General features: G+C 66.9%; 17 protein-coding genes. 9 read left to right on the top strand and 8 right to left on the bottom strand.

Annotated elements, in window-relative coordinates; translation table 11 throughout:
* Positions 1–104: 104 nt before the first annotated feature.
* Both ACFU5V_RS03825 and ACFU5V_RS03820 read left to right on the top strand, forming a co-directional pair.
* The gene (locus ACFU5V_RS03825; protein ID WP_378697567.1) at positions 105–602 is read left to right on the top strand and encodes a hotdog fold domain-containing protein; all 498 of its coding nucleotides are present in this window, start codon (positions 105–107) and stop codon (positions 600–602) included.
* 179 nt (positions 603–781) lie between these two features.
* A complete protein-coding gene (locus ACFU5V_RS03820) occupies positions 782–1,570 on the top strand; it encodes a crotonase/enoyl-CoA hydratase family protein (protein WP_378696981.1) in 789 nt (262 codons plus the stop codon).
* Positions 1,571–1,728: 158 nt separating this feature from the next.
* On the opposite strand, the gene ACFU5V_RS03815 is transcribed toward ACFU5V_RS03820, so the two are convergent.
* The 5 genes from ACFU5V_RS03815 to ACFU5V_RS03795 are packed head-to-tail and all read right to left on the bottom strand — an operon-like array spanning position 1,729 to position 7,429.
* Positions 1,729–2,598 carry an acyl-CoA thioesterase domain-containing protein gene (locus tag ACFU5V_RS03815; protein ID WP_378437085.1) on the bottom strand — a complete coding sequence of 290 codons (870 nt, stop codon included), beginning with the start codon at positions 2,596–2,598 and terminating at the stop codon, positions 1,729–1,731.
* Between the two features lies 1 nt (position 2,599).
* Positions 2,600–3,694, bottom strand: a complete 1,095-nt coding sequence (locus ACFU5V_RS03810; protein WP_378696979.1) for a CaiB/BaiF CoA transferase family protein — start codon at positions 3,692–3,694, stop codon at positions 2,600–2,602.
* 50 nt (positions 3,695–3,744) lie between these two features.
* A complete protein-coding gene (locus ACFU5V_RS03805) occupies positions 3,745–4,914 on the bottom strand; it encodes an acyl-CoA dehydrogenase family protein (RefSeq protein WP_378696977.1) in 1,170 nt (389 codons plus the stop codon).
* 45 nt (positions 4,915–4,959) lie between these two features.
* Positions 4,960–6,117 (bottom strand): acyl-CoA dehydrogenase family protein, encoded by a 1,158-nt coding sequence (locus ACFU5V_RS03800; protein WP_378696975.1) that lies wholly within the window; start codon positions 6,115–6,117, stop codon positions 4,960–4,962.
* A 58-nt stretch (positions 6,118–6,175) separates the two neighbouring features.
* Positions 6,176–7,429 carry an MFS transporter gene (locus ACFU5V_RS03795; RefSeq protein ID WP_378697565.1) on the bottom strand — a complete coding sequence of 418 codons (1,254 nt, stop codon included), beginning with the start codon at positions 7,427–7,429 and terminating at the stop codon, positions 6,176–6,178.
* Between the two features lie 331 nt (positions 7,430–7,760).
* Between ACFU5V_RS03795 and ACFU5V_RS03790 the strand changes: the two genes are divergently transcribed.
* Genes ACFU5V_RS03790 through ACFU5V_RS03765 form a run of 6 tightly spaced genes read left to right on the top strand, consistent with a single transcriptional unit; the run spans position 7,761 to position 13,428 of the window.
* Complete coding sequence (locus ACFU5V_RS03790) at positions 7,761–8,948, top strand: lipid-transfer protein (RefSeq protein WP_378437076.1); 1,188 nt, start codon at positions 7,761–7,763, stop codon at positions 8,946–8,948.
* A gap of 1 nt (position 8,949) precedes the next feature.
* The gene (locus tag ACFU5V_RS03785; protein WP_378696973.1) at positions 8,950–9,399 is read left to right on the top strand and encodes a MaoC family dehydratase N-terminal domain-containing protein; all 450 of its coding nucleotides are present in this window, start codon (positions 8,950–8,952) and stop codon (positions 9,397–9,399) included.
* Between the two features lie 2 nt (positions 9,400–9,401).
* The gene (locus ACFU5V_RS03780; protein ID WP_378437072.1) at positions 9,402–9,782 is read left to right on the top strand and encodes a MaoC/PaaZ C-terminal domain-containing protein; all 381 of its coding nucleotides are present in this window, start codon (positions 9,402–9,404) and stop codon (positions 9,780–9,782) included.
* 30 nt (positions 9,783–9,812) lie between these two features.
* On the top strand, positions 9,813–10,616 hold the full coding sequence (locus ACFU5V_RS03775) for an SDR family NAD(P)-dependent oxidoreductase (protein ID WP_378696971.1): 804 nt from the start codon (positions 9,813–9,815) through the stop codon (positions 10,614–10,616).
* Between the two features lie 22 nt (positions 10,617–10,638).
* Entirely contained in the window at positions 10,639–12,186 is a 1,548-nt protein-coding gene (locus tag ACFU5V_RS03770; RefSeq protein WP_378696969.1) for a long-chain fatty acid--CoA ligase, read from the top strand.
* A 15-nt stretch (positions 12,187–12,201) separates the two neighbouring features.
* Entirely contained in the window at positions 12,202–13,428 is a 1,227-nt protein-coding gene (locus ACFU5V_RS03765; RefSeq protein ID WP_378696967.1) for a TetR/AcrR family transcriptional regulator, read from the top strand.
* A 55-nt stretch (positions 13,429–13,483) separates the two neighbouring features.
* Here ACFU5V_RS03765 and ACFU5V_RS03760 read toward each other — a convergent pair whose 3' ends face one another.
* The gene (locus ACFU5V_RS03760) at positions 13,484–13,900 is read right to left on the bottom strand and encodes a RidA family protein (RefSeq protein ID WP_378696965.1); all 417 of its coding nucleotides are present in this window, start codon (positions 13,898–13,900) and stop codon (positions 13,484–13,486) included.
* Positions 13,901–13,929: 29 nt separating this feature from the next.
* On the bottom strand, positions 13,930–15,324 hold the full coding sequence (locus tag ACFU5V_RS03755) for an NAD(P)/FAD-dependent oxidoreductase (protein ID WP_378696963.1): 1,395 nt from the start codon (positions 15,322–15,324) through the stop codon (positions 13,930–13,932).
* A gap of 199 nt (positions 15,325–15,523) precedes the next feature.
* Between ACFU5V_RS03755 and ACFU5V_RS03750 the strand changes: the two genes are divergently transcribed.
* The gene (locus ACFU5V_RS03750; RefSeq protein WP_378696961.1) at positions 15,524–17,023 is read left to right on the top strand and encodes a PucR family transcriptional regulator ligand-binding domain-containing protein; all 1,500 of its coding nucleotides are present in this window, start codon (positions 15,524–15,526) and stop codon (positions 17,021–17,023) included.
* A gap of 38 nt (positions 17,024–17,061) precedes the next feature.
* Here the strand turns inward: ACFU5V_RS03750 and ACFU5V_RS03745 are convergent, their stop codons facing one another.
* Positions 17,062–19,038: an FAD-dependent oxidoreductase gene (locus tag ACFU5V_RS03745; RefSeq protein WP_378696959.1), complete on the bottom strand. Its 1,977-nt coding sequence runs from the start codon at positions 19,036–19,038 to the stop codon at positions 17,062–17,064.
* Positions 19,039–19,136: the final 98 nt, after the last annotated feature.

Raw genomic sequence — 19,136 nt, 5'->3', positions numbered from 1 at the left:
AACTCGCGGATCTCGACCCGGGCTCGTCCACGGGTCCAGCCACGACGTTCCCGACTCGGCACACCGAACAGAAAGAACAGGTTGTCTCAGTGAATAGCCCAACGGTGCAGGAACATTCGAGCGGTTCGACGAAGAGCACGAATCTCAGACTGTGGAATACGCTGCGGCAGTTGCCCCTCGGCAAACAACTCTTCACCACGGGTGTCTGCTTCAAGGCCCCCTACTTCGGGACCATCCATCCCGAAATCACGATCCTCGAGCCGGCGCGCTGCGAAGTGCGGGCCCCGAATCGACGCGGCTCACGCAACCATCTCGGAACATTCCATGCCATCGCTTCGTGCAACATGGCCGAACTGGCGGCGGGCATGATGACCGACGTCACCGTTCCGGTCACGCACCGGTGGATCCCCGTGGGCATGACCGTCGACTACCTCGCCAAAGCGGCCACCGACATGCGCGCCGTCGCGACGATAGATGCGATTCCCGCATTCGGTGACGATCCGGTCGACCTGGAAGTCCCGGTCGAAGTACTCACGGCCGACGACACGGTCGCCGTACGCGCCCGCATTACCATGCGCGTCTCCCGCAAGAAACGCGACTGACCCCCGAAAACGTCGAGAGGAAGACTCGATGACGATGTCGATGCCCGCACACGCACCTTCGCATCCCATCCCGCCTTCGCCGCGGTGACGGCGGCTACCTTCCACGCACTACAGTGCGCACCGATTTCTGTCCGAATCACGTTCACCTGCAACGTCGCCGACCCACCTCGAGGATCCCGATGACCGACACCGCTCAACCCGACACGATCACGCTCGAACGCGATGGACACGTCCTCCTGATCGGCTTGAACCGACCCCACAAACGCAACGCGTTCAACCTCGCCATGCTCGGCGATCTGTCACGTGCGTACGCCCTGCTCGAATCCGACCCCGAACTGCGCTGCGGCGTCCTGTTCGCCCACGGCGAGCACTTCACCGGCGGACTCGACCTCGTCGACGTCGCCCCGGCGATCGCGGCCGGTGAAACTCCCTACCCCGCCGATGGGCGCGACCCCTGGCGACTGGACGGCGACTGGACGACACCGCTCGTCGCCGCAGCCCACGGCTGGGTCATGACGCTGGGCATCGAACTGCTGCTCGCCGCCGACATCCGCGTCACCGCGGCCGGCACCCGGTTCAGCCAACTCGAGGTCCGCCGCGGCATCTACCCGTTCGGCGGCGCCACCCTGCGCTTCCCCCGGGAAACCGGCTGGGGCAACGCCATGCGCTGGATGCTCACCGGCGACGAATTCGACGCCACCGAAGCCCACCGCATCGGCCTCGTCCAAGAGATCGCCGACAACCCCGTCGACCGGGCACGCCAGATCGCGCACACCATCGCCGACAAGGCGGCGCCTCTCGGAGTGGACGCCGTCCTCGCCAGCGCGCACCGCGCCCGCCGGCTCGGCGACGACGCCGCAATCTCCCGACTCGGACCCGACGTCGCCCGCCTGTTCGGTTCCGCCGACGGTGCCGAGGGCATCCAGTCGTTGATCGAGCGACGCGACGCCGTCTTCACCGGACGCTGACCATGTCGACCGCCGCAGACAATCGACGTTCCTCGACGAACCAGACACCATGCTGCTCTGCACCGACCGCGCGAGATCGGACGGTCTCACCATCGACCTGTGAAGGGTTATCCGTGGCCGCGGATTCCGGGGCGCTCATACGGACAGAAGCCGGAGATCTAGCCGACGCGCGCACAGGCCACTTCGGGTCGCTGCAGGGTTCTGCGACCGTTCTCGATGGCGGACACGGTGCAGATCCCCAGCGAACCCCTGCGGTCGAACATGGTTGCCGAGCCCACCGCGACTCCGTTGCACGCGCGGTGGCTGTCGGCTTCCAGCCCGAGTTCGCTCCCCTCCGGCAGCCTGGTCAGCGCCAGAGTGACGTCACCGTTGATGTAGCCGATGCCGTCGGTACCCATGTTGGTCACCAGGTTGGTCAGGTCGGCGACCATTGCCGCACGCACGAACGGGGTGGTCGCTTCTCCTTCGATCACCGACCACTCTGTCGTCCAGATCCGTTTCCGATCGGAGGTTCGCCAGGCCGGTCCGCCCTGCGGCAACGGCCCCCACTCGGCGTTCTCCCCACTGGTGCCGATCAGCCGCTCACCGGGATGTTCGGCCGGCGAGGGAGGCTGCGGGACGCGGGGGTCGACCCAGTGGTCTCCCGTTGCGTTCGCCGATCTCCGGTAGGAGACGACCGTGGCCCTGGCCACGGACTCACCCGACTGAATCAGCTCGGATTCGACGAGTCGAATTCGGTTCCCCCACCGAATGATCCGGGAACGCACATCCGTCCTGCACATCCTTACCGGACGGAACAGGTCCGCAGTCAGTCGGGCGGGAAAGAACTTGTCGTCCCCGTACCGTCCGTCGAGCACGTGAGCAAGCAAACCCAGCGCCGCGGGACCGGCCACCATGTCCGCCGACCATCCGCTGACGGCGGCCGCCATCGGTTCGTACCCCGAACCCTCACGGGCGAAATAGGGTTGAGCGGGGTTTGTCGGACGCTTCGTCTCCCACTCCGCGTCAGGATGAACTCCGGCTGTCATCTCATCTCCACAGCGTGGCGGCGTCGACGGCTTCGGCGGCCGGGGCGTCCGGGAGACCGGGCTCGCTGCGGGAGAAGCGCGGCGCGGGCCGGTGCTGGGTGACTCCGTCCAGTTCGACGAGGGAGCCGCGGGCTGCGATGTGCGGGTTCTGCGGCGCTTCGGCGAAGGTCAGCACCGGTGTGGTGCAGGCGTCGGTGCCGTCGAAGATCGCCGCCCACTCGTCGCGGGTCTTGGTGAGGAACACCTCGGTGAAATGTTTCTGCACCTGCGGCCAGCCGCTCCGGTCGTTTTGGGCCGGCAGGTCGGCCGGGTCGAGACCCAGTCCCGCCAGCAGCAGTGCGTAGAACTGCGGTTCCACCGCACCGACGGCCATGTACCGGCCGTCGGCGGTCTCGTAGGTGTCGTAGTACGGTGCGCCGGTGTCGAGCATGTTCACCCCGCGCTCGTCCGACCACCGGCCCGTGCCGCGGAAGCTCCACATCATGTGCGACAGCGCCAGGGTGCCGTCCACCATGGCCGCGTCGACGACCTGGCCCTTGCCCGACGTGTGCCGTTCGATCAGTGCGGCGAGGATGCCGAACACGAGGAACATCGAGCCGCCGCCGAAGTCGCCGACCATGTTCAGCGGCGGCACCGGGCGCTCCCCCTTCCTGCCGATCGCGTGCAGCACGCCGGTCAGCGAGATGTAGTTGATGTCGTGGCCGGCCGTCTGGGCGAGTGGTCCTTCCTGTCCCCAGCCGGTCATCCGGCCGTAGATGAGGCGCGGATTGTGCGCCAGCGCGACGTCCGGTCCCAGACCCAGGCGCTCGGCGACACCGGGGCGGAAGCCCTCGATGAGCACGTCTGCCCGTTCGACGAGGCCGAGGACGAGCTCGATGTCGGCAGGGTCCTTGAGATTCGCCTCGACGACGCGGCGGCCGCGCTGGGTCTGGTCGCGGCGCTGCCCGGGTGTCGGCAGCAGCCCGGCCCGCTGGACGCGGATTACATCCGCGCCGAGGTCGGCGAGCAACGTCGCAGCGTGCGGGCCGGGACCGATGCCGGCGAGTTCGACGATGCGGACACCGGTGAGCGGTCCGGTGCCGGTGGTGGTCGCCATGGATACTTCCTCTGCTTCTGTGCGATGGAACATCTTGTGATGCTGAATGTTCAGTGGGCTTCGGCGGGTTGCGCGGTGGACAGCAAGGTGGGCAGTGCCCGGGCGAGGTTGCGCTCGTGGATCTGCGAGGCGCCCTCGTAGATGCGTAACGCCCGCACGTCACGCCACATGCGCGGCACCGGGTGTTCGCCCACGATGCCGGCCCCGCCGAGCACCTGGACCGCCCGGTCGGCCACGACGGACGCCATCTCGGTGCAATAGAGTTTGGCCGCCGAAATGCGGTGCCGCGGCGGGGTGCCGGCATCGAATTCCCGGGCGCAGTCCAGGATCATCGACCGTCCCGCCTCGAGCTCTGCGTAGCTGCGACCGAGCATGGCCTGGACGGCGCCGAACTCGGCCAGGGGTTGCCCGAATTGCTCCCGCTCGCCGGCGTACCGCGCGGCCTCGGCGAGCAAGCGCGTGGCCTGACCGACGGCGGTGGCCGCGACGTGGGTGCGGGCCTGGTTGATGCCCCGCATGGCGTGCGTCATTCCCAGGCCCTCCACCCCTCCGATCAGCCGGTCTGCGTCTACTCGCACCCCACGCAGGCCGACCTCGGCGACGGGCCCCTCGGCGTGACCGTTCATCAACTCCGGCAACCGGATCTGCACGCCGGGAGTGTCCCGATCCACCAGGAACGACGAGACACCGCCGTCCTCGGTGCGGGCGAACACCACCAGCACGTCCGCCCACCCACCGTTGGTGATGTAGCGCTTCTCCCCGTCGATGACGTAGCCGCCCCCTGCCCGAGTCGCGGTGCTCCGCACCGCCGACGCGTCGCTGCCGGCATGCTCCTCGGTGAGCGCGAACGCCATCACGCACTCCCCTGCCGCCATCGCGGGGAGGTACGTCTCACGCTGGGCGTCGGTGCCGTATTCGAGCAGAATCTGCGAGGCCAGCCCGATGCTCGTCGAGAACCGCGACCGATACACCGCCGACGACCGGGTGAACTCGAACGTCAGGAGTACCTGCTGCTCGACCGTCCACCCCAGACCGCCGACGCTGGTGGGGAGGGTGATGCCGAACAGGCCGATCTCGGCCATCCGCCGGACGAGGTCCGCCGGCACCGCAGCGGCGGCGACCATCTCGTTCTCCCGCGGGATCAGTTCGTCGTCGGTGAAGTCGCGAATCACCTGCCGGTACGTCTCGAAGTCGAGGGTGCGGACCCGGGGATCGATCACGTGAATACTCCTAGGGGTGGTGGCGAAAGCTCCTGCGGGCCTTTATCAGAACCCGGCCGACTTGGCGATGATCGTCTTCATGACCTCGTTGGTTCCGCCGTAGATCCGCGAGACGCGGGTGTCCGCGTACAGCCGGGCGATGGGGTACTCGAGCATGTAGCCGTAGCCGCCGTGCAACTGCAGGCACTTGTCGATGATCTCGCCGGCGTTCTCGGTGCAGAACAGCTTCGCCTTGGCGGCATCGGCGACGCTCAGGTCGCCGGTCTCGTGCAGCTCGATCGCCCGGTCCACCATGGCCTGCGCGGCCTCCACCTTGGCGATGCACTCGGCGATGACGAATTTGGTGTTCTGGAAGTCGGCGACGGGTTTGCCGAACACCTTGCGGTCCCGCACGTAGTCGGAGGCGAACGCGATGGCACCGGTGGCGGCGGCGGTCGTGGTGACCGCGATCATCAGGCGTTCCTGCGGAAGGTTGTTGGCCAGGTAGCCGAACGCCGCGCCCTCTTCGCCGAGGAGATCCTCGACGGGCACCCGCACGTCGGTGAAGGACAGTTCGGCGGTGTCGGATACGCGCATGCCGATCTTCTCGAGCTTGCGGCCCACCTCGTAGCCCTCGCTGGCGGTGTCCACGGCGAGGATGCTGAGGCCGGCGCGGCGGTTCTCCTCGGTGCCCGGGGAGGTGCGGCAGACGACGAGGACGCGGTCGGCCTGAACGCCGCCGGTGATGAAGGTCTTGGCACCGTTGAGGATGTAGTGCGTGCCGTCCTCCGAGAGCCGGGCGGTGGTCTTGATGCCGGCGAGGTCCGAGCCGGTCCCGGGCTCCGTCATCGCGATGGCGGTCATCATGTCTCCGCTGACGAACCCGGGCAGCCAGCGCCGCTTCTGCTCCTCGGTGCCGTAGGCGAGCAGGTACGGCAGCACCAGACCGGTGTGCACGCCGAACGCACCGAAACTGACTGCGGCACGGGCCGTCTCCTCGGTGAGCACCGCCTGGTACTTGAAGCTGGTCTCGCCGGCCCCACCGTACGACTCGGGCACGGTCATCCCGAGGACGCCCAGCTTGCCGAGCTGACGGTAGAAGTCGCGCGGCACCATACCGTCGCGCTCCCAGTCGGCGAAGTTCGGGGTGACCTCCGACTCGATGAAGTCACGGATGACTTTTCGGAAGTCTTCATGTTCCTGGTTGAACACGATGCGCTGCATGACGTTTCCTTCTTTCTGAGACGTGATTTCGGGGGTTGCCGGGGAATGAGTAGGAGGGTCAGCCGAGGATTCGGGCTCGGTCCCGGACCGAGTTGACGGTGAGGAGGGCGATCACCGCGCCGATGACGGCGGCGACGCCGAAGATCTGGAAGGCCGAGGCGTAACCGTCGGCGGGGGTGGCGGCGCTGTCGACGATGACGCCGGTGAGATATGGGGCGATGAGGCCGCCGGTGGCCATCATCGCCATGAACACACCCAGCACGCCCGCCATCTGCTGCGGCGGACAGATCTCGGAGATCGCGGCGTTGAACAGCGGGATGATGACGGTACCCACGCCGTAGCCGATCGAGACGACCAGCACCGCGACGATGGGCGTCCGGATGTACGGCATGGTGATCAGAGCGGCACCGCACAGCAGCAGCGCGATTCCGGGCACGATGCCGCGCAGCACGCGGGAGCTGGCGCCGCGCACCAGCAGCCGGTCGCTGATCGAGGTGCACAGGAACATGAAGAACAGCCCTGCGATGCTGGGGATCCCGAACATGGTGCCGGCCTGCACTCGCGAATAGCCCAGGCCCACTTCGAAGTAGGACGGCAGCCAGGTCAGCACGACGGTGACGAGAGCGTACATGGTGAAGACCGCGGCGAGGGCACCGAGGAACGTGGGTGTCCGCAGGATCCTGGACCACGGCACCTCGGGGCCGGCGGCTGCGAGAGCGGCCTCGGCAGTGGTCGCATTCTTGGCGGGCCGCTTGCCGTAGGGGCCTCCCCGCCACGTCGCGAGCCACACCACGGACCAGACCACGCTGACCATGGCGAGGATGAGGAATGTGGACCGCCATCCCCAGTTCGCGACAGCCAGGGCCATCAATGGGGCCACCAGGATCTTGGCGATCGACGCACCGGACGCCAGGAAAGCGCCCGGCAGCCCGCGCTTCTCCGCGGGATGCCAGGAATAGGCGCCGGTATGGATCAGCGCCCCCGACGGTCCCTCGAAGAATCCCAGCGCCATCCGGGTGATCAGCAGCATCGCGAAGCCCGCGACGACCACCAGCGGCACCATCGACGCGGCCCAGGCCAGGCACAGCAGCAGTAGCAGCCACCTCAGCGACATCCACTTGTGCAGCACCCCGGCGAAGAAGCCGCCGACGGTGAATGCCAGGAAGAATGCGCTGCCGACGAGCCCGATCTGCGCGGACGTCAGCCCGAACTCCCTGGCCAGCGGCTGGGCCACCAGCCCGAAGACGGCCTTGTCGGCCCAGTTGACGACGACCAGGAGCACCAGAATCCCGGTGAGGCCCCAGGCCTGCACGCGGGACTCCCCTCCTACTTCGATCGACGCAACAGGGGAAACGTCCTGCTTGCTCGATGTCATTCTCATCGATCCTCTCGGGCAATGGCGCCGACTGTGCGGCGCGGAGACACGGGGACTGGGAGCGAACTGTGACGTGCACCACCCCTGTGTCAATAAGTAAATCATCATCCGGTTAGCGAGCGCAAGGGCTCATCCGGAGATCCAGAACGTGCCGGCATTCGTCGCCGTTCAGGCGCACTTAATGCGACTATCGATCTCTCGACCATGGTGGACAGAACCCGCGGGTTGGTGTTAAGTAAATATTGATTCGATCAGAAAGGAGTCAGATGTGACTCGCAAGGTCCACGTCGCCGGCGTCGGGATGATCCCGTTCACCAAGCCCGGCAAGAGCGAGAACTACAACGTCATGGGAGAGACCGCCGCCCGCGCGGCACTGCGTGACGCCGGCATCGAGTACTCCCTCGTCGAGCAGGCGTACGCCGGATACGTGTACGGCGACTCCACGGCCGGTCAGGCCGCGCTGTACGGGCTCGGGCTGACCGGAATCCCGGTCTTCAACGTCAACAACAACTGCGCCACCGGTTCATCGGCGCTCTACCTGGCCCGGCAGGCCGTCGCGAGCGGTGCCGTCGAGTGTGCACTGGCCGTCGGGTTCGAACAGATGAAACCCGGTGCGCTCAAGCGAGTCTGGGACGACCGCCCGGCGCCGATGTTCCGATTCGACGACCTGATGACGGAACTTCAGGGCGTCGACGAGACGTCTCCGCGTGCGGCCCAGTTGTTCGGCGGCGCAGGCGTTTCCCACATGCAGAAGTACGGCACGAAACCGGAGACGTTCGCCAAGATCTCGGTCAAGGCCCGCAAGCACGCGGCCAACAATCCCAATGCTGTCTTCCGCGACCTGCTCACCGAGGAGCAGGTGCTCGAATCCCCGCACATCTTCGGCCCCCTCACCCGATACCAGTGCTGCCCACCCACCTGCGGCGCCGCCGCTGCCGTGGTGTGCAGCGAGGAGTTCGCCCGCAAGCACGGACTGGCCGCGGACGTGGTCATCGAGGCCCAGGCCCTCACGACCGACACCCCGAGCACGTTCGAGGACCGCGACATGATGAAGGTCGTGGGTTACGACATGACCGCAGCGGCCGCCGCGCAGGTCTACGAGGCCGCGGGCATCGGCCCCGAGGACGTGCAGGTGGTCGAGCTGCACGACTGCTTCTCCGCCAACGAACTCATCACCTACGAGGGGCTGGGACTGACCCCCGAGGGCACCGCCGAGAAGTTCATCCTCGACGGCGACAACACCTACGGCGGCCGCGTGGTCACCAACCCGTCGGGTGGTCTGCTCTCCAAGGGGCACCCGCTCGGCGCCACCGGACTGGCCCAGTGTGCCGAACTCGTGTGGCAACTCCGCGGTCAGGCCGGCTCGCGTCAGGTGGAGGGCGCACGAATCGCGTTGCAGCACAACCTGGGACTCGGTGGCGCCTGCGTGGTCAGCATCTTCAGGAAGGTGGGCTGACATGGCACTCGATCCGGCCGTCATCGGCAAGGCGATTCCCGGTCACCAGGTGACCGTCGAGCGCGGGCGTCTGCGCTTCTTCGCGCAGTCCATCGGCGAGAGCAACCCGATCTACTTCGACGCCGAGGCCGCCAAGGTGGCCGGGCACCGCGACGTACTGGTGCCGCCGACGTTCCTGTTCTGTCTGGACATGGAGAAGCCGGACCCCTTCGCCCTCGTCCGCGAACTCGGGATCGACATGCGGTACGTCCTGCACGGTGAGCAGGCGTTCACGTACCACTCGCCGGCGTACGCCGGCGACACGCTGGCCTACAACGGCACCGTCACCGACGTGTACTCGAAGAAGAACGGTGCGTTGGACTTCCTCGTCCGGACGGTCGACGTCACCCGTGACGGCGAGCCGATCGCCCGCCTCACCAACACTCTCGTCGTCCGAAACCCGAAGGCGTGACAATGAAAACAGGCGATTCCCTCCCGGAACTGCGACTCGACGGCATCAGCCGCACCACGCTGGCGCTCTACGCGGGTGCGTCCGGCGACCACAATCCGATGCACATCGATCTCGACGTCGCGCGCTCCGGCGGCATGGACGACGTGTTCGCCCACGGCATGCTGTCGATGGCCTACCTCGGCCGCTTGCTGACCAATTACGTTCCTCAGGAACGAATCTGCTCCTACGGCGTGCGATTCGCCGCCATCACCCCGCTGCACGCGAAGCCGACCTGCAGCGGAACCGTGACCAAGGTCGAGGACGGCCTGGCACATCTCGACCTCACCGTCACCCTGGCCGACGGAACGGTCACCCTCCGCGGTGACGCCGTCGTCGCCGCCTGAACTGCACCCACCATCGAAAGGACACCCGCCATGGGCAAGCTCGACAACAGGACCGCCATCGTCACCGGATCCGGCCGCGGCATCGGCCGCGCCATCGCCGTGAAGTTCGCGGCCGAGGGCGCGAGTGTCGTGGTCAACGACCTCGACCCGGGGCCCGCCAAGGAGACGGTCGAGGAGATCGTCGCGGCCGGCGGTAGGGCCGTCGCGTGCATCGGCTCCGTCACCGAGGAGGGCTTCGCGGACCGCTTCGTCGCCACTGCAGTCGACACCTTCGGCGGCCTTGACATCATCGTCAACAATGCCGGCTTCACCTGGGACAACGTCATCCAGAAGATGACCGACGAGCAGTGGGACACCATCCTGGATCTGCATCTGAAGGCTCCCTTCCGGATCCTGCGCGCGGCGCAGCCGTACATCAAGGCGAACCCGACCGACCATCACCGCAAGGTCGTCAACATCTCGTCCAACGCCGGTGTGGTCGGCAACGCCGGCCAGTCGAATTACGCGGCGGCCAAAGCGGGCATCATCGGACTGACCAAGACCCTTGCCCGTGAGTGGGGCCGCTACGACGTCAACGTCAACGCAGTCGCCTACGGCCTGATCAACACTCGTCTGACGGAGGCGTCGGCCGACGGCAACTCCACCATCGACGTCGAGGGCAGGGAGATCAAGGTCGGCGTCAACCCGCAGTTGCTCGCCGCAGCCGAGCGGTCCATCCCGCTGGGCCGGGCGGGTCGTCCCGACGAAGCCGCCGGTGCGGTGTTCGCCCTGTGCCTGCCCGAGACCGACTACGTCAGCGGCCAGTGCCTGGTCTGCGACGGCGGCAGCCGCTAACTATCCCGACAGGAGTGGTCCCATGTACTTGACTCAGTCACTGCATCGCGCGGTGCAGCAACGCCCCAACCAACTCATGACCGTGTGCGGGGACCGCGTCCACACCAGCGCCGAGACCGGAGACAGAGTCGCTCGCCTCGCGGGCGCCCTGCTCGGTCTCGGCGTGGGGGTCGGCGACCGTGTCGGCATGCTGTCGCTCAATTCCGACCGGTACCACGAGTACTTCTTCGCCACCTGGTGGATCGGGGGCGTGGTCAACCCGCTCAACACCCGCTGGAGCGCCGCCGAGATCGCATTCGCTCTGGAGGACTCGCAGACGACGGTGTTGCTGGTCGACGACACGTTCGTCCCGCTGTTGGACGAGGTGCGCGGATTCTTCCCGTCGCTGCGGGCCGTGGTGCACTGCGGTGACCGACCGGCACCGGACGGGCTTCTCGGGTACGAGGACCTGATCGCCACCACCGAAGCCGTGGAGGACCTGCGAGTCGGCGGGGACACGCTGGCGGGGATCTTCTACACCGGTGGCACCAGCGGCCGTCCCAAGGGCGTCATGCTCACGCACGCCAACCTGATGACCTCGAGCCTCGGCTCGCTGGCCGCCAACCACACCGCTGTCGCGGGTGGCCGGGTACTGCTGTCCGCACCGATGTTCCACCTCGCTGCGCTCGCCAACTGGAACGGCCAAAACATCGCCGGCGGCATCCTGGTGACGTTGCCGTCGTTCGAACCGGCCGCGGCACTGCGACTGATCGAGGAGCAGCGGATCAACTCGATGCTGTTGGTACCGACCATGATCCAGATGCTGCTGCGTCACCCCGACCGCGAGATCCGGGATCTGTCCAGCATCACCGGGATTCAGTACGGTGCGTCCCCGATCTCCGAGACCCTGCTGCGCGAAGCCCAGCGGGCCTTCCCGAGAGCCGATTTCGTGCAGGGTTACGGAATGACCGAGGCCGGCCCCGGACTCACCTCGCTCAGCGCCGACGACCACCGCGCGGCCGGCCGCCTCAATTCGGCGGGCCGGCCGATGGGACACGTCGAAGTGCGCGTCGTCGACGATCGTGGTGTCGAACTTGCCCGCGGCGAGGTCGGCGAGATCGTCGCCCGCGGCGGCAACATCATGGCCGGCTATTGGAATCGGCCGGAGGAGACCGCCGCTGCGCTGCGCGACGGCTGGCTGTACACCGGCGACGGCGGCTACATGGACGAGGACGGGTACCTCTTCGTCGTGGACCGGCTCAAGGACATGATCATCTCCGGCGGGGAGAACGTGTATTCGACCGAGGTCGAGAATGCCCTCGCCGCCCACCCCGATGTGGTGCAGTGCGCGGTGATCGGTGTTCCCGACAACCGGTTCGGCGAGCGGGTGCACGCGTTCCTGGTGACGACACCCGGAACGTCACTGACCTGCGACGACGTGCGAGCTCACACCAAGAAACTGATCGCCGGATACAAGGCCCCACGGAGTGTCACGATCGTGGAGCAGATGCCGGTCTCGCCGGCTGGCAAGATACTCAAGAGAGAACTCCGCCGGCAGTTCTCCGACCTGGCTGACCGCCCCGCGAACTGACACCCCGAGGCTGCAATGACGATCGACACATCGGACGACACACCTGCTGTCGAGCCGACCGCCAAGAAGACGCGGCGGCCGCGCAACCGTAAAGCGCAGATCATCACGGTGGCCCGGGATCAGTTCGGGCGACGCGGCTACCACGGCGTGAACATGGAGGACATCGCTTCCGCGGTGGGAATCACCGCGGGAGCGCTGTACCGCCATTTCCCGAACAAGCAGGACCTCCTTGCGCAGGCGATACTCGACGCCGCCTCGTCGATCACCGCCACACTCGACGACGTCGATCCCGAGGACTCGGCCTCGAACTGCCTGGCCCTGTTCCGCTACTGCCTCGACAACGGCTTCCGCGCCGTCCTGTTCGACCAGGAATCCCGCAACCTCGTCCCCGAACGCCGTGCCGAGGTGCAGACGGCCGTCCGGTCCGTCGTGGCACGCATCGCAGACGCCCTCCGCGCCGAACGCCCCGACCTCACCGCGGCGGACGCCGACATGCTGGCCTGGGCGTTGGCGAGCGTCGCCCTCAGTCCCGCCCGGCACCGCACGAGCTTGCCGCGCAAACGCCTGGAAAGCCTGCTGCTGACGCTGTGCGACAGGCTGCGGGACGCACCGATCCTGCACACCGAGGAGAAACCCGCCGAGGAGGTGCACGTTTCCGGCTTCGCTCACGCCTCCCGTCGGGAAACCCTGTTGACCGCCGCAATCTCCCTGTTTCGGCAGCGCGGCTACCAGTCGGTGACGATGGACGACATCGGCGCCGCAGCAGGAATGGCGAGTTCGAGCATCTACACCTACTTCGGCAGCAAGGTCGAGGTGCTCCAGGCGATCCTTTCCCGCGGCAACGAGACCCTGCGGATGGGGTTGGTCCAGGCACTCGCCGGGGCGCGATCACGCGACGACGCCCTCACTCGGGTGGTGCACTCGTACGCCACGGCGGTCGCGGCACCCGACAGCTCCATCGGCATCCTCATCGAGGAGTCGACCAATCTGCCCGAAGAGGCACGGTCTCAGAGCCGCACGGGACAACGCGAGTACCTCGACGAGTGGGTGCACCTGCTCGGCACCGACACACACGAGACCCGGGCCACGGTGCTCGCCGCGATCGACCTGATCAACGGCCTGTTCCGGTTGCGGCACCTGCGGGCCCGACCGCAGCACCAGGACGAGATCGTGGACCTGGCACTTCGGGTGCTGGGTGTGTCTGGAGGTGCTCACACGACTGATCCGGCGACACCTACATAGCCGCCCGTCGACTCCGCCCGGGATGGAACACCTCCGCCCCGCGGTCTGCGCATGGTCAGTCCACGAGGATGCGACGTCCCCCGACTGCGGCGATTGCCTCGATCTCGATCAGCATTCCGGGAACGAGCAGTGGGGATCCGACTGCGGTGGAGGCCGGCCACGGTTCCTGGAGGAATTCGCGACGAACCTCCTTGAACACCGCGTAGTTTTCGACGTCGGGGATGTGCACGGTCATCTTGACGACTGAGGCGAGGTCGGCGCCGTGCGCGCGCAGCGCGGCGTCGATGTTCCGGAATGTTTGTCGCGCCTGCTCGACGAATCCGCCGCCGACCAGTTCACCTGCGTCGTCGAATCCGCCGTGGCCGGCGGTGTAGATCGTGTCCCCCACGCGCACTGCTTGGCTGTATTCGACGGATTCAGCCCAGGAGAACGGCGCCTCGCGGATCTCGATCATGTTCGTGTCAGTGGTCATTCGTGTTCCTTCGAGTGAGGTGGTGGAGGTCAGCGGCCGCTGATCGTGTCGGCGATCTTGGCGGTGATGGCCGTCTCGGGCCGTGGTGAATGTGTTTCGCGGCGGTCGGCGTGGCGATATGCGGCGTAGAGGGCGGACGCACCGATCCAACGGATGGGTTCGACTTCCCAGCGGCGTGCGTGCCGTCCGACCCAGGGCAACCGCGTGAGCTCGGTGTCGTCACCGAGGATCAGATCGCGCAGGGTGCGGGCTGCCAGGTTGGTACCGGTCAGGCCGTGTCCGACGTACCCTCCGGCGTTCGCGATTCCGGTCCGCCGGTCGAAGTTCACCGCGGCACACCAGTCCCTCGGTACGCCCAGGACGCCGCTCCAGGTGTGTTGCACCGACGAACCTGCCACCGCCGGAAACATCGCCTGAAGCTTCTCCATCAGTTGACCCACTGCTTTGTGCGCGGTGGAACCGTCGGCGGCGAAGGACGAGGCGAAGTTGTAGGGGACGCCCCGGCCGCCGAGCGCGATGCGCCCGTCGGCGGTGCGCTGACTGTAGGCGAAGCTGTGTCCGCTGTCGCCGACCAGTTCCGCTCCCGGCCAGCCGATCTCGGCCCACACCGACGGGGAGAGCGGCTCGGTGACGATCATGCTGCTGTTCATCGGCATGAGTTTGCGTCGCTGACCCGCGATGCTGTCGGTGTATCCCTCGAGAGCCTGCACGACGTATCGTGCGGTCACCGTGCCCCGGCCGGTGGCCACCGTGCCCGCGGAAATGGTCTCCGCCGCGGTGTCTTCGTAGATGGTGACGCCGAGGCGTTCCACGGCCTCCGCCAGGCCGATCATGAACTTTGCGGGGTGGATGCGCGCGCAATGCGGGGTCCAGAACCCACCTCGTGCTCCCGCCACCTGCACTCGTTCGCCCAGTTCGGATGGAGTGAGCAGGAACAGGTCGTCGGCTCCCCATCCTTGGGTGCGCAGGTGATCGACGTGGTGGGTCAGGCGTTGGAGTTGTGCTGCGTTGGTGGCGACGTGGATCAGGCCGTCCTTGACGATGTCGGCGTCGATGCCCTCGCGCGACGCAACGGAGATGACTTCGTCGATGGTGTCGAACATGTTCCGCTGCAGCAATTTTGCGGAATCGGCGCCGTGCGTCTTGGCGTAGCGACGGAATTGTCCGGCAGGTTCCCCGCTCAGCCATCCGCCGTTGCGTCCGGAGGCACCGTATCCGGCGAACTCCTTCTCGATGATCGCAATTCTCAGGTCGGGTGAGGCCTGAGCGAGGTAGTAGGCGGTCCACAGACCCGTGAGCCCGGCACCGACGATCGCGACGTCGACGTCGATCGGGCCGGGTAGCGGGGCGCGCTTGGCCGGCAGTCCGATGTCTCGGAACCAGAAGGACACCCCGCCGTTGGCGAAGTCGCTCGTTTTCTGCAAGGTTTCCACTTTGTCTTCCCGTCGATCGAGAGAAATCTGAGGCAGCCCGTGGGCTGCGCGGTCGGCCCGAATCCGGGTTCGACGTTAGGCGAGAAGCCACCGAACCGCGATCGTCTCGGAGTATGAAGATGTTGCGATCTGACATACTCTGAAACGAAAGAATGTGCGACACCACCGACGAGGCAGATAGGAACGAACGTTGTCGGAATTGACCGTCGGCGACCTCGTCGCCATGCGTCAGCTGGGGTGCCAGACGATCGCCGGGGCGGGTGGGCTGGACCGCAAGGTGATGTGGGCGCACTCGTGCGAGTTGGAGGACCCGTGGAATTGGCTGGCGACTGACGAGTTGCTGATGACCACCGGCATCTGCGTCCCGGCCGAGGAAGGCGACCAGGTCGAACTCGTTCGCCAGCTCGCACGGGCCGGTATCGCCGGGATCGCGGTGGGCGACGACATGAAGGCGCCTCCCCTGACTGCCGCGATGCTCGCCGAGGCCGATGCTCTCGACTTCCCGGTGCTCACCGTGTCGCATTCGACGCCGTTCTCGGCGATGGGCCGCACGGTGGCCGTAGCCAGTCAGAGCGAGCAGATCAGCCGGATCGCCCGGCTCAGCCGCCTGTACGAGGTGGCCAGGTCGGCGACGATGACCGAATCCGAATCGCCACTGCTGGAACGGTTGTCCATCGAACTCGGCTACGAACTGCACGTGGTCGACGTCGAGTACCGCACCGAGGTGCTCGCACGGAACGGCCGGGTCGACGAGCCGACGATCCGCGAACTGTGCCATCGCCTCGACGGCCGACTCGACCGGCTACCCGCACGGCTCGCCGTGGAGGTGGACGGAACACTCGCCGCCACCGCCTTCCCCCTCCCCACCCACCGCCCCTGCATGCTGGTCGCCGTCGGCACCTCCGACGTCGATCTCGACGCGTTCGGTCTGCTGCACGCCCAGAGCCTGATCGGAATCGAGGTGGAAAGGGTCACCCGCCACCGCGAGCGAGACGACGCACTCGGGGCTGCACTGTTCGAGCAGATCATCGACGGAACCTTGGGATCGGATGCCGCCCAACCGCGCCTCGAGCAGGTGGATCTGGCCGACCGGGCGTGGATGGTAGTCGGGTTCGACTCCCCCGATCTGCGGGCGGCTCGCATCGTTCTCGGCGACAACGAGACACCGAAGCTGTCGTGTGTGGTGGGCGAAGAAGGTTACCTGCTGCTGGCGGCAGACCACATCGAGGCCGTCGTCGACCTGCTGGGTCCGCACATCCCCCATCTGGGCCTGTCTGCCGGCACCTCCACCCTGCAGCGGGTCCCCGACAGTGTCCGGCAGGCGCGGTGGGCGCTGCAGGCCGCGCGTGCGGATGGCAGCGCCGTCGCGGAATATTCCACCGCCGCTCCGCTGTTCCTTCCCCGGACGCTGAGCGAGGCGCACTTCGCGGCGCGCGCCATTCTCGGTGAGCTGATGGACCACGACGAGAAGAACCAGACCCAACTGGTCGAGACCCTCGACACGTTCTTGACCGTGGACCGGAGCTGGGCGGCCGCGGCAGACAAGCTCATGATCCACCGCCAGACGCTGGCATACCGGCTCAAGAAGATCGAATCACTCTCCGGCCGGAGCACCAAGAGCTCGGCGGATATCGCCTCGTTCTGGATGGCGTTGACCGCTCTCCGGATCAGCCGCGGCGGCAGCGACTAGCACCGGCGCCGGCTGCCTCACGCGCAGACACCAGGAGCTCAGATACCGCTCGCCACCCGCAGTCCGTCCAGGGTCGCCTCCTCGACGGTGCGCGGCGACATGCAGTCGCCGATCGCGTGGACCGGCGTCCCCAGCGTGTGGAGTTCGCGGAGCAGAGTGTCGTTCTGCCGGTGCCCGAGCGCCAGTACGAGACCTGCGACGTCGTCGACGAGAACCGGTTGGGCCGTCAGCGTGTTCTGCAGGTACACGGTGTCTTCGTCGGCGCCGTAGAGGCGGACGTTGGTGATGATCTCGACGTTCGCCTCGAACACGGCGGCGAGCATCGCATTTCGTGTGTACTGCTGCAGCATCTCCCCCGCGGCATTGCCGTTGACGCAGAGCGTGACCTTGCGCCCACCGCTGCGGGCGATCATCTCCGCGACACCGAGTCCGGTCCAGTCGCATCGCCAGTCGGCGATCACGATGCGTCCACGAGGCAGGTCGGCGGCGCCGGTCGTGACGACATCCCAGGCGTCGCACACGGGCAGGGCGTCGTCGAGTTCGAGTTCGGGCCGGTACGGGACCGCGCCGGTCGCGACCACGATTTCGTCCGGGGCTTCTCGGCGCACGAGGTCGATGTCGACGCACGTACGGGTTTTGACCTCTACTCCGGAGCGCGCGATCTCGGCGATCAGGTTGGTCGCCGCTCCGCCGAATTCACCGCGGTGCGGCAGCTTCTCGGCGAGAAGTACCTGCCCGCCGACCCGGCCGGCGGCTTCGTAGAGGGTGACACGGTGCCCCCGCTGCGCAGCGACGGCCGCGGCCTTCATCCCGGCCGGGCCGCCGCCGACGACCATGACCTTCTTGGAATGCGCCGCCGGGGTGGGTTTCCCGAACTGCAGTTCTCGGCCGGTCTCGGGCCGCTGGATACACGAGATCGGATAACCCAGGTGGAAATGTCCGATGCAGGCCTGATTGCACGCGATGCACGCGCGGATCTCGTCGACCCGACGGGTCTGTGCCTTCACCGGCATATCGGGATCGCAGATCAGGGCGCGGGTCATCGCGCAGGCGTCGGCCTGCCCGCCGGCGAGCACTGCCTCGGCCTCGTGGGGTTGATTGATGCGCCCGGCAACCAGGACCGGCACGGACACTGCTTGTTTGATCACTGCTGCGGAGGGGGCGGTGTACGCCGCCGCGTACGCCATCGGGGCCACGATGTGGGTCGACCCGCTCTGGCTGGCCGACGTGCCTTCGGTGACGTTGAGGTAGTCGATGTGCCCGTCCGTGTCGAGCGTTCGGCACAGCTGCACGATCTCACTCGAGTCGGTGCCGTCGAAGGTGCGTTCGTCGGCGGAGATCCGGACGCCGACCACGAAGTCGGGACCGACGGCCGCCCGGACCGCCGCCGCGGTCTCGCGCAACATGCGCATCCGGTTCTCGAGACTCCCGCCGTAGCGGTCGTCACGAACGTTGGTGTGCGGATTCAGGAACTGGGCCGGCAGATATCCATGGCTGGCGGTGATCTCCACCCCGTCCAGTCCCGCCCTCTTCAGTCGGGCGGCTCCGCTGGCATAGCCGGCGACGATCTCCTCGATCAGTTCGATGCTCAACGCCCGGGGCATGACGTGGAACCGCTCGTTCGGCACGGCCGACGGTGCGAGGGCGACCGGCAGGGCGCCGTCCTGCGATTCCATGATCTCGCGGCCCGGGTGGAAGATCTGCGAGATGAGCTTGCAGTCGTGCTCGTGGACCGCTTCGGCCAGTCGGCGGTATCCCGGGATGCAGCTGTCGTCCGTGATCATCAGTACGTGCGAGGTGTAGCGGGCGGTTTCGTGGATGCCGGCGACCTGCATGACGATCAGGGCCGCACCGCCCTCGGCGCGGGCCCGGTGGTAGGCGACCAGTTGGTCGGTGACCTGGCCGTCGTGTGCCATCACCGTGTCGTGGCCGGAGGAGAAGATCCGGTTCGCGAGGGTGATCGACCCCAGATCGAGGGAGCTGAACAACGTCGGGAATTCGATCGCGGTCGACATCGAGTGCCTTTCTGTGGAGCACGCCGACCTTCTCTGCGGATTGACGTGCCGAGCGGTGGAACGCATATGTGGTGGGCGATGCCGTCGACTGTGGCACA

The sequence above is a fragment of the Rhodococcus sp. NPDC057529 genome (assembly GCF_042802055.1).
Classification (GTDB): Bacteria; Actinomycetota; Actinomycetes; order Mycobacteriales; family Mycobacteriaceae; genus Rhodococcus_F.
This window is presented reverse-complemented; position numbering and strand designations above follow the sequence as displayed.

Bases quoted from the DNA above. Each gene is read 5' to 3' on its own strand.
- ACFU5V_RS03815 (WP_378437085.1), bottom strand. From the start codon at position 2,598: ATGACAGCCGGAGTTCATCCTGACGCGGAGTGGGAGACGAAGCGTCCG.
- ACFU5V_RS03765 (WP_378696967.1), top strand. From the start codon at position 12,202: ATGACGATCGACACATCGGACGACACACCTGCTGTCGAGCCGACCGCC.
- ACFU5V_RS03820 (WP_378696981.1), top strand. From the start codon at position 782: ATGACCGACACCGCTCAACCCGACACGATCACGCTCGAACGCGATGGA.
- ACFU5V_RS03770 (WP_378696969.1), top strand. From the start codon at position 10,639: ATGTACTTGACTCAGTCACTGCATCGCGCGGTGCAGCAACGCCCCAAC.
- ACFU5V_RS03745 (WP_378696959.1), bottom strand. From the start codon at position 19,038: ATGTCGACCGCGATCGAATTCCCGACGTTGTTCAGCTCCCTCGATCTG.
- ACFU5V_RS03810 (WP_378696979.1), bottom strand. From the start codon at position 3,694: ATGGCGACCACCACCGGCACCGGACCGCTCACCGGTGTCCGCATCGTC.
- ACFU5V_RS03780 (WP_378437072.1), top strand. From the start codon at position 9,402: ATGAAAACAGGCGATTCCCTCCCGGAACTGCGACTCGACGGCATCAGC.
- ACFU5V_RS03775 (WP_378696971.1), top strand. From the start codon at position 9,813: ATGGGCAAGCTCGACAACAGGACCGCCATCGTCACCGGATCCGGCCGC.
- ACFU5V_RS03785 (WP_378696973.1), top strand. From the start codon at position 8,950: ATGGCACTCGATCCGGCCGTCATCGGCAAGGCGATTCCCGGTCACCAG.
- ACFU5V_RS03760 (WP_378696965.1), bottom strand. From the start codon at position 13,900: ATGACCACTGACACGAACATGATCGAGATCCGCGAGGCGCCGTTCTCC.
- ACFU5V_RS03800 (WP_378696975.1), bottom strand. From the start codon at position 6,117: ATGCAGCGCATCGTGTTCAACCAGGAACATGAAGACTTCCGAAAAGTC.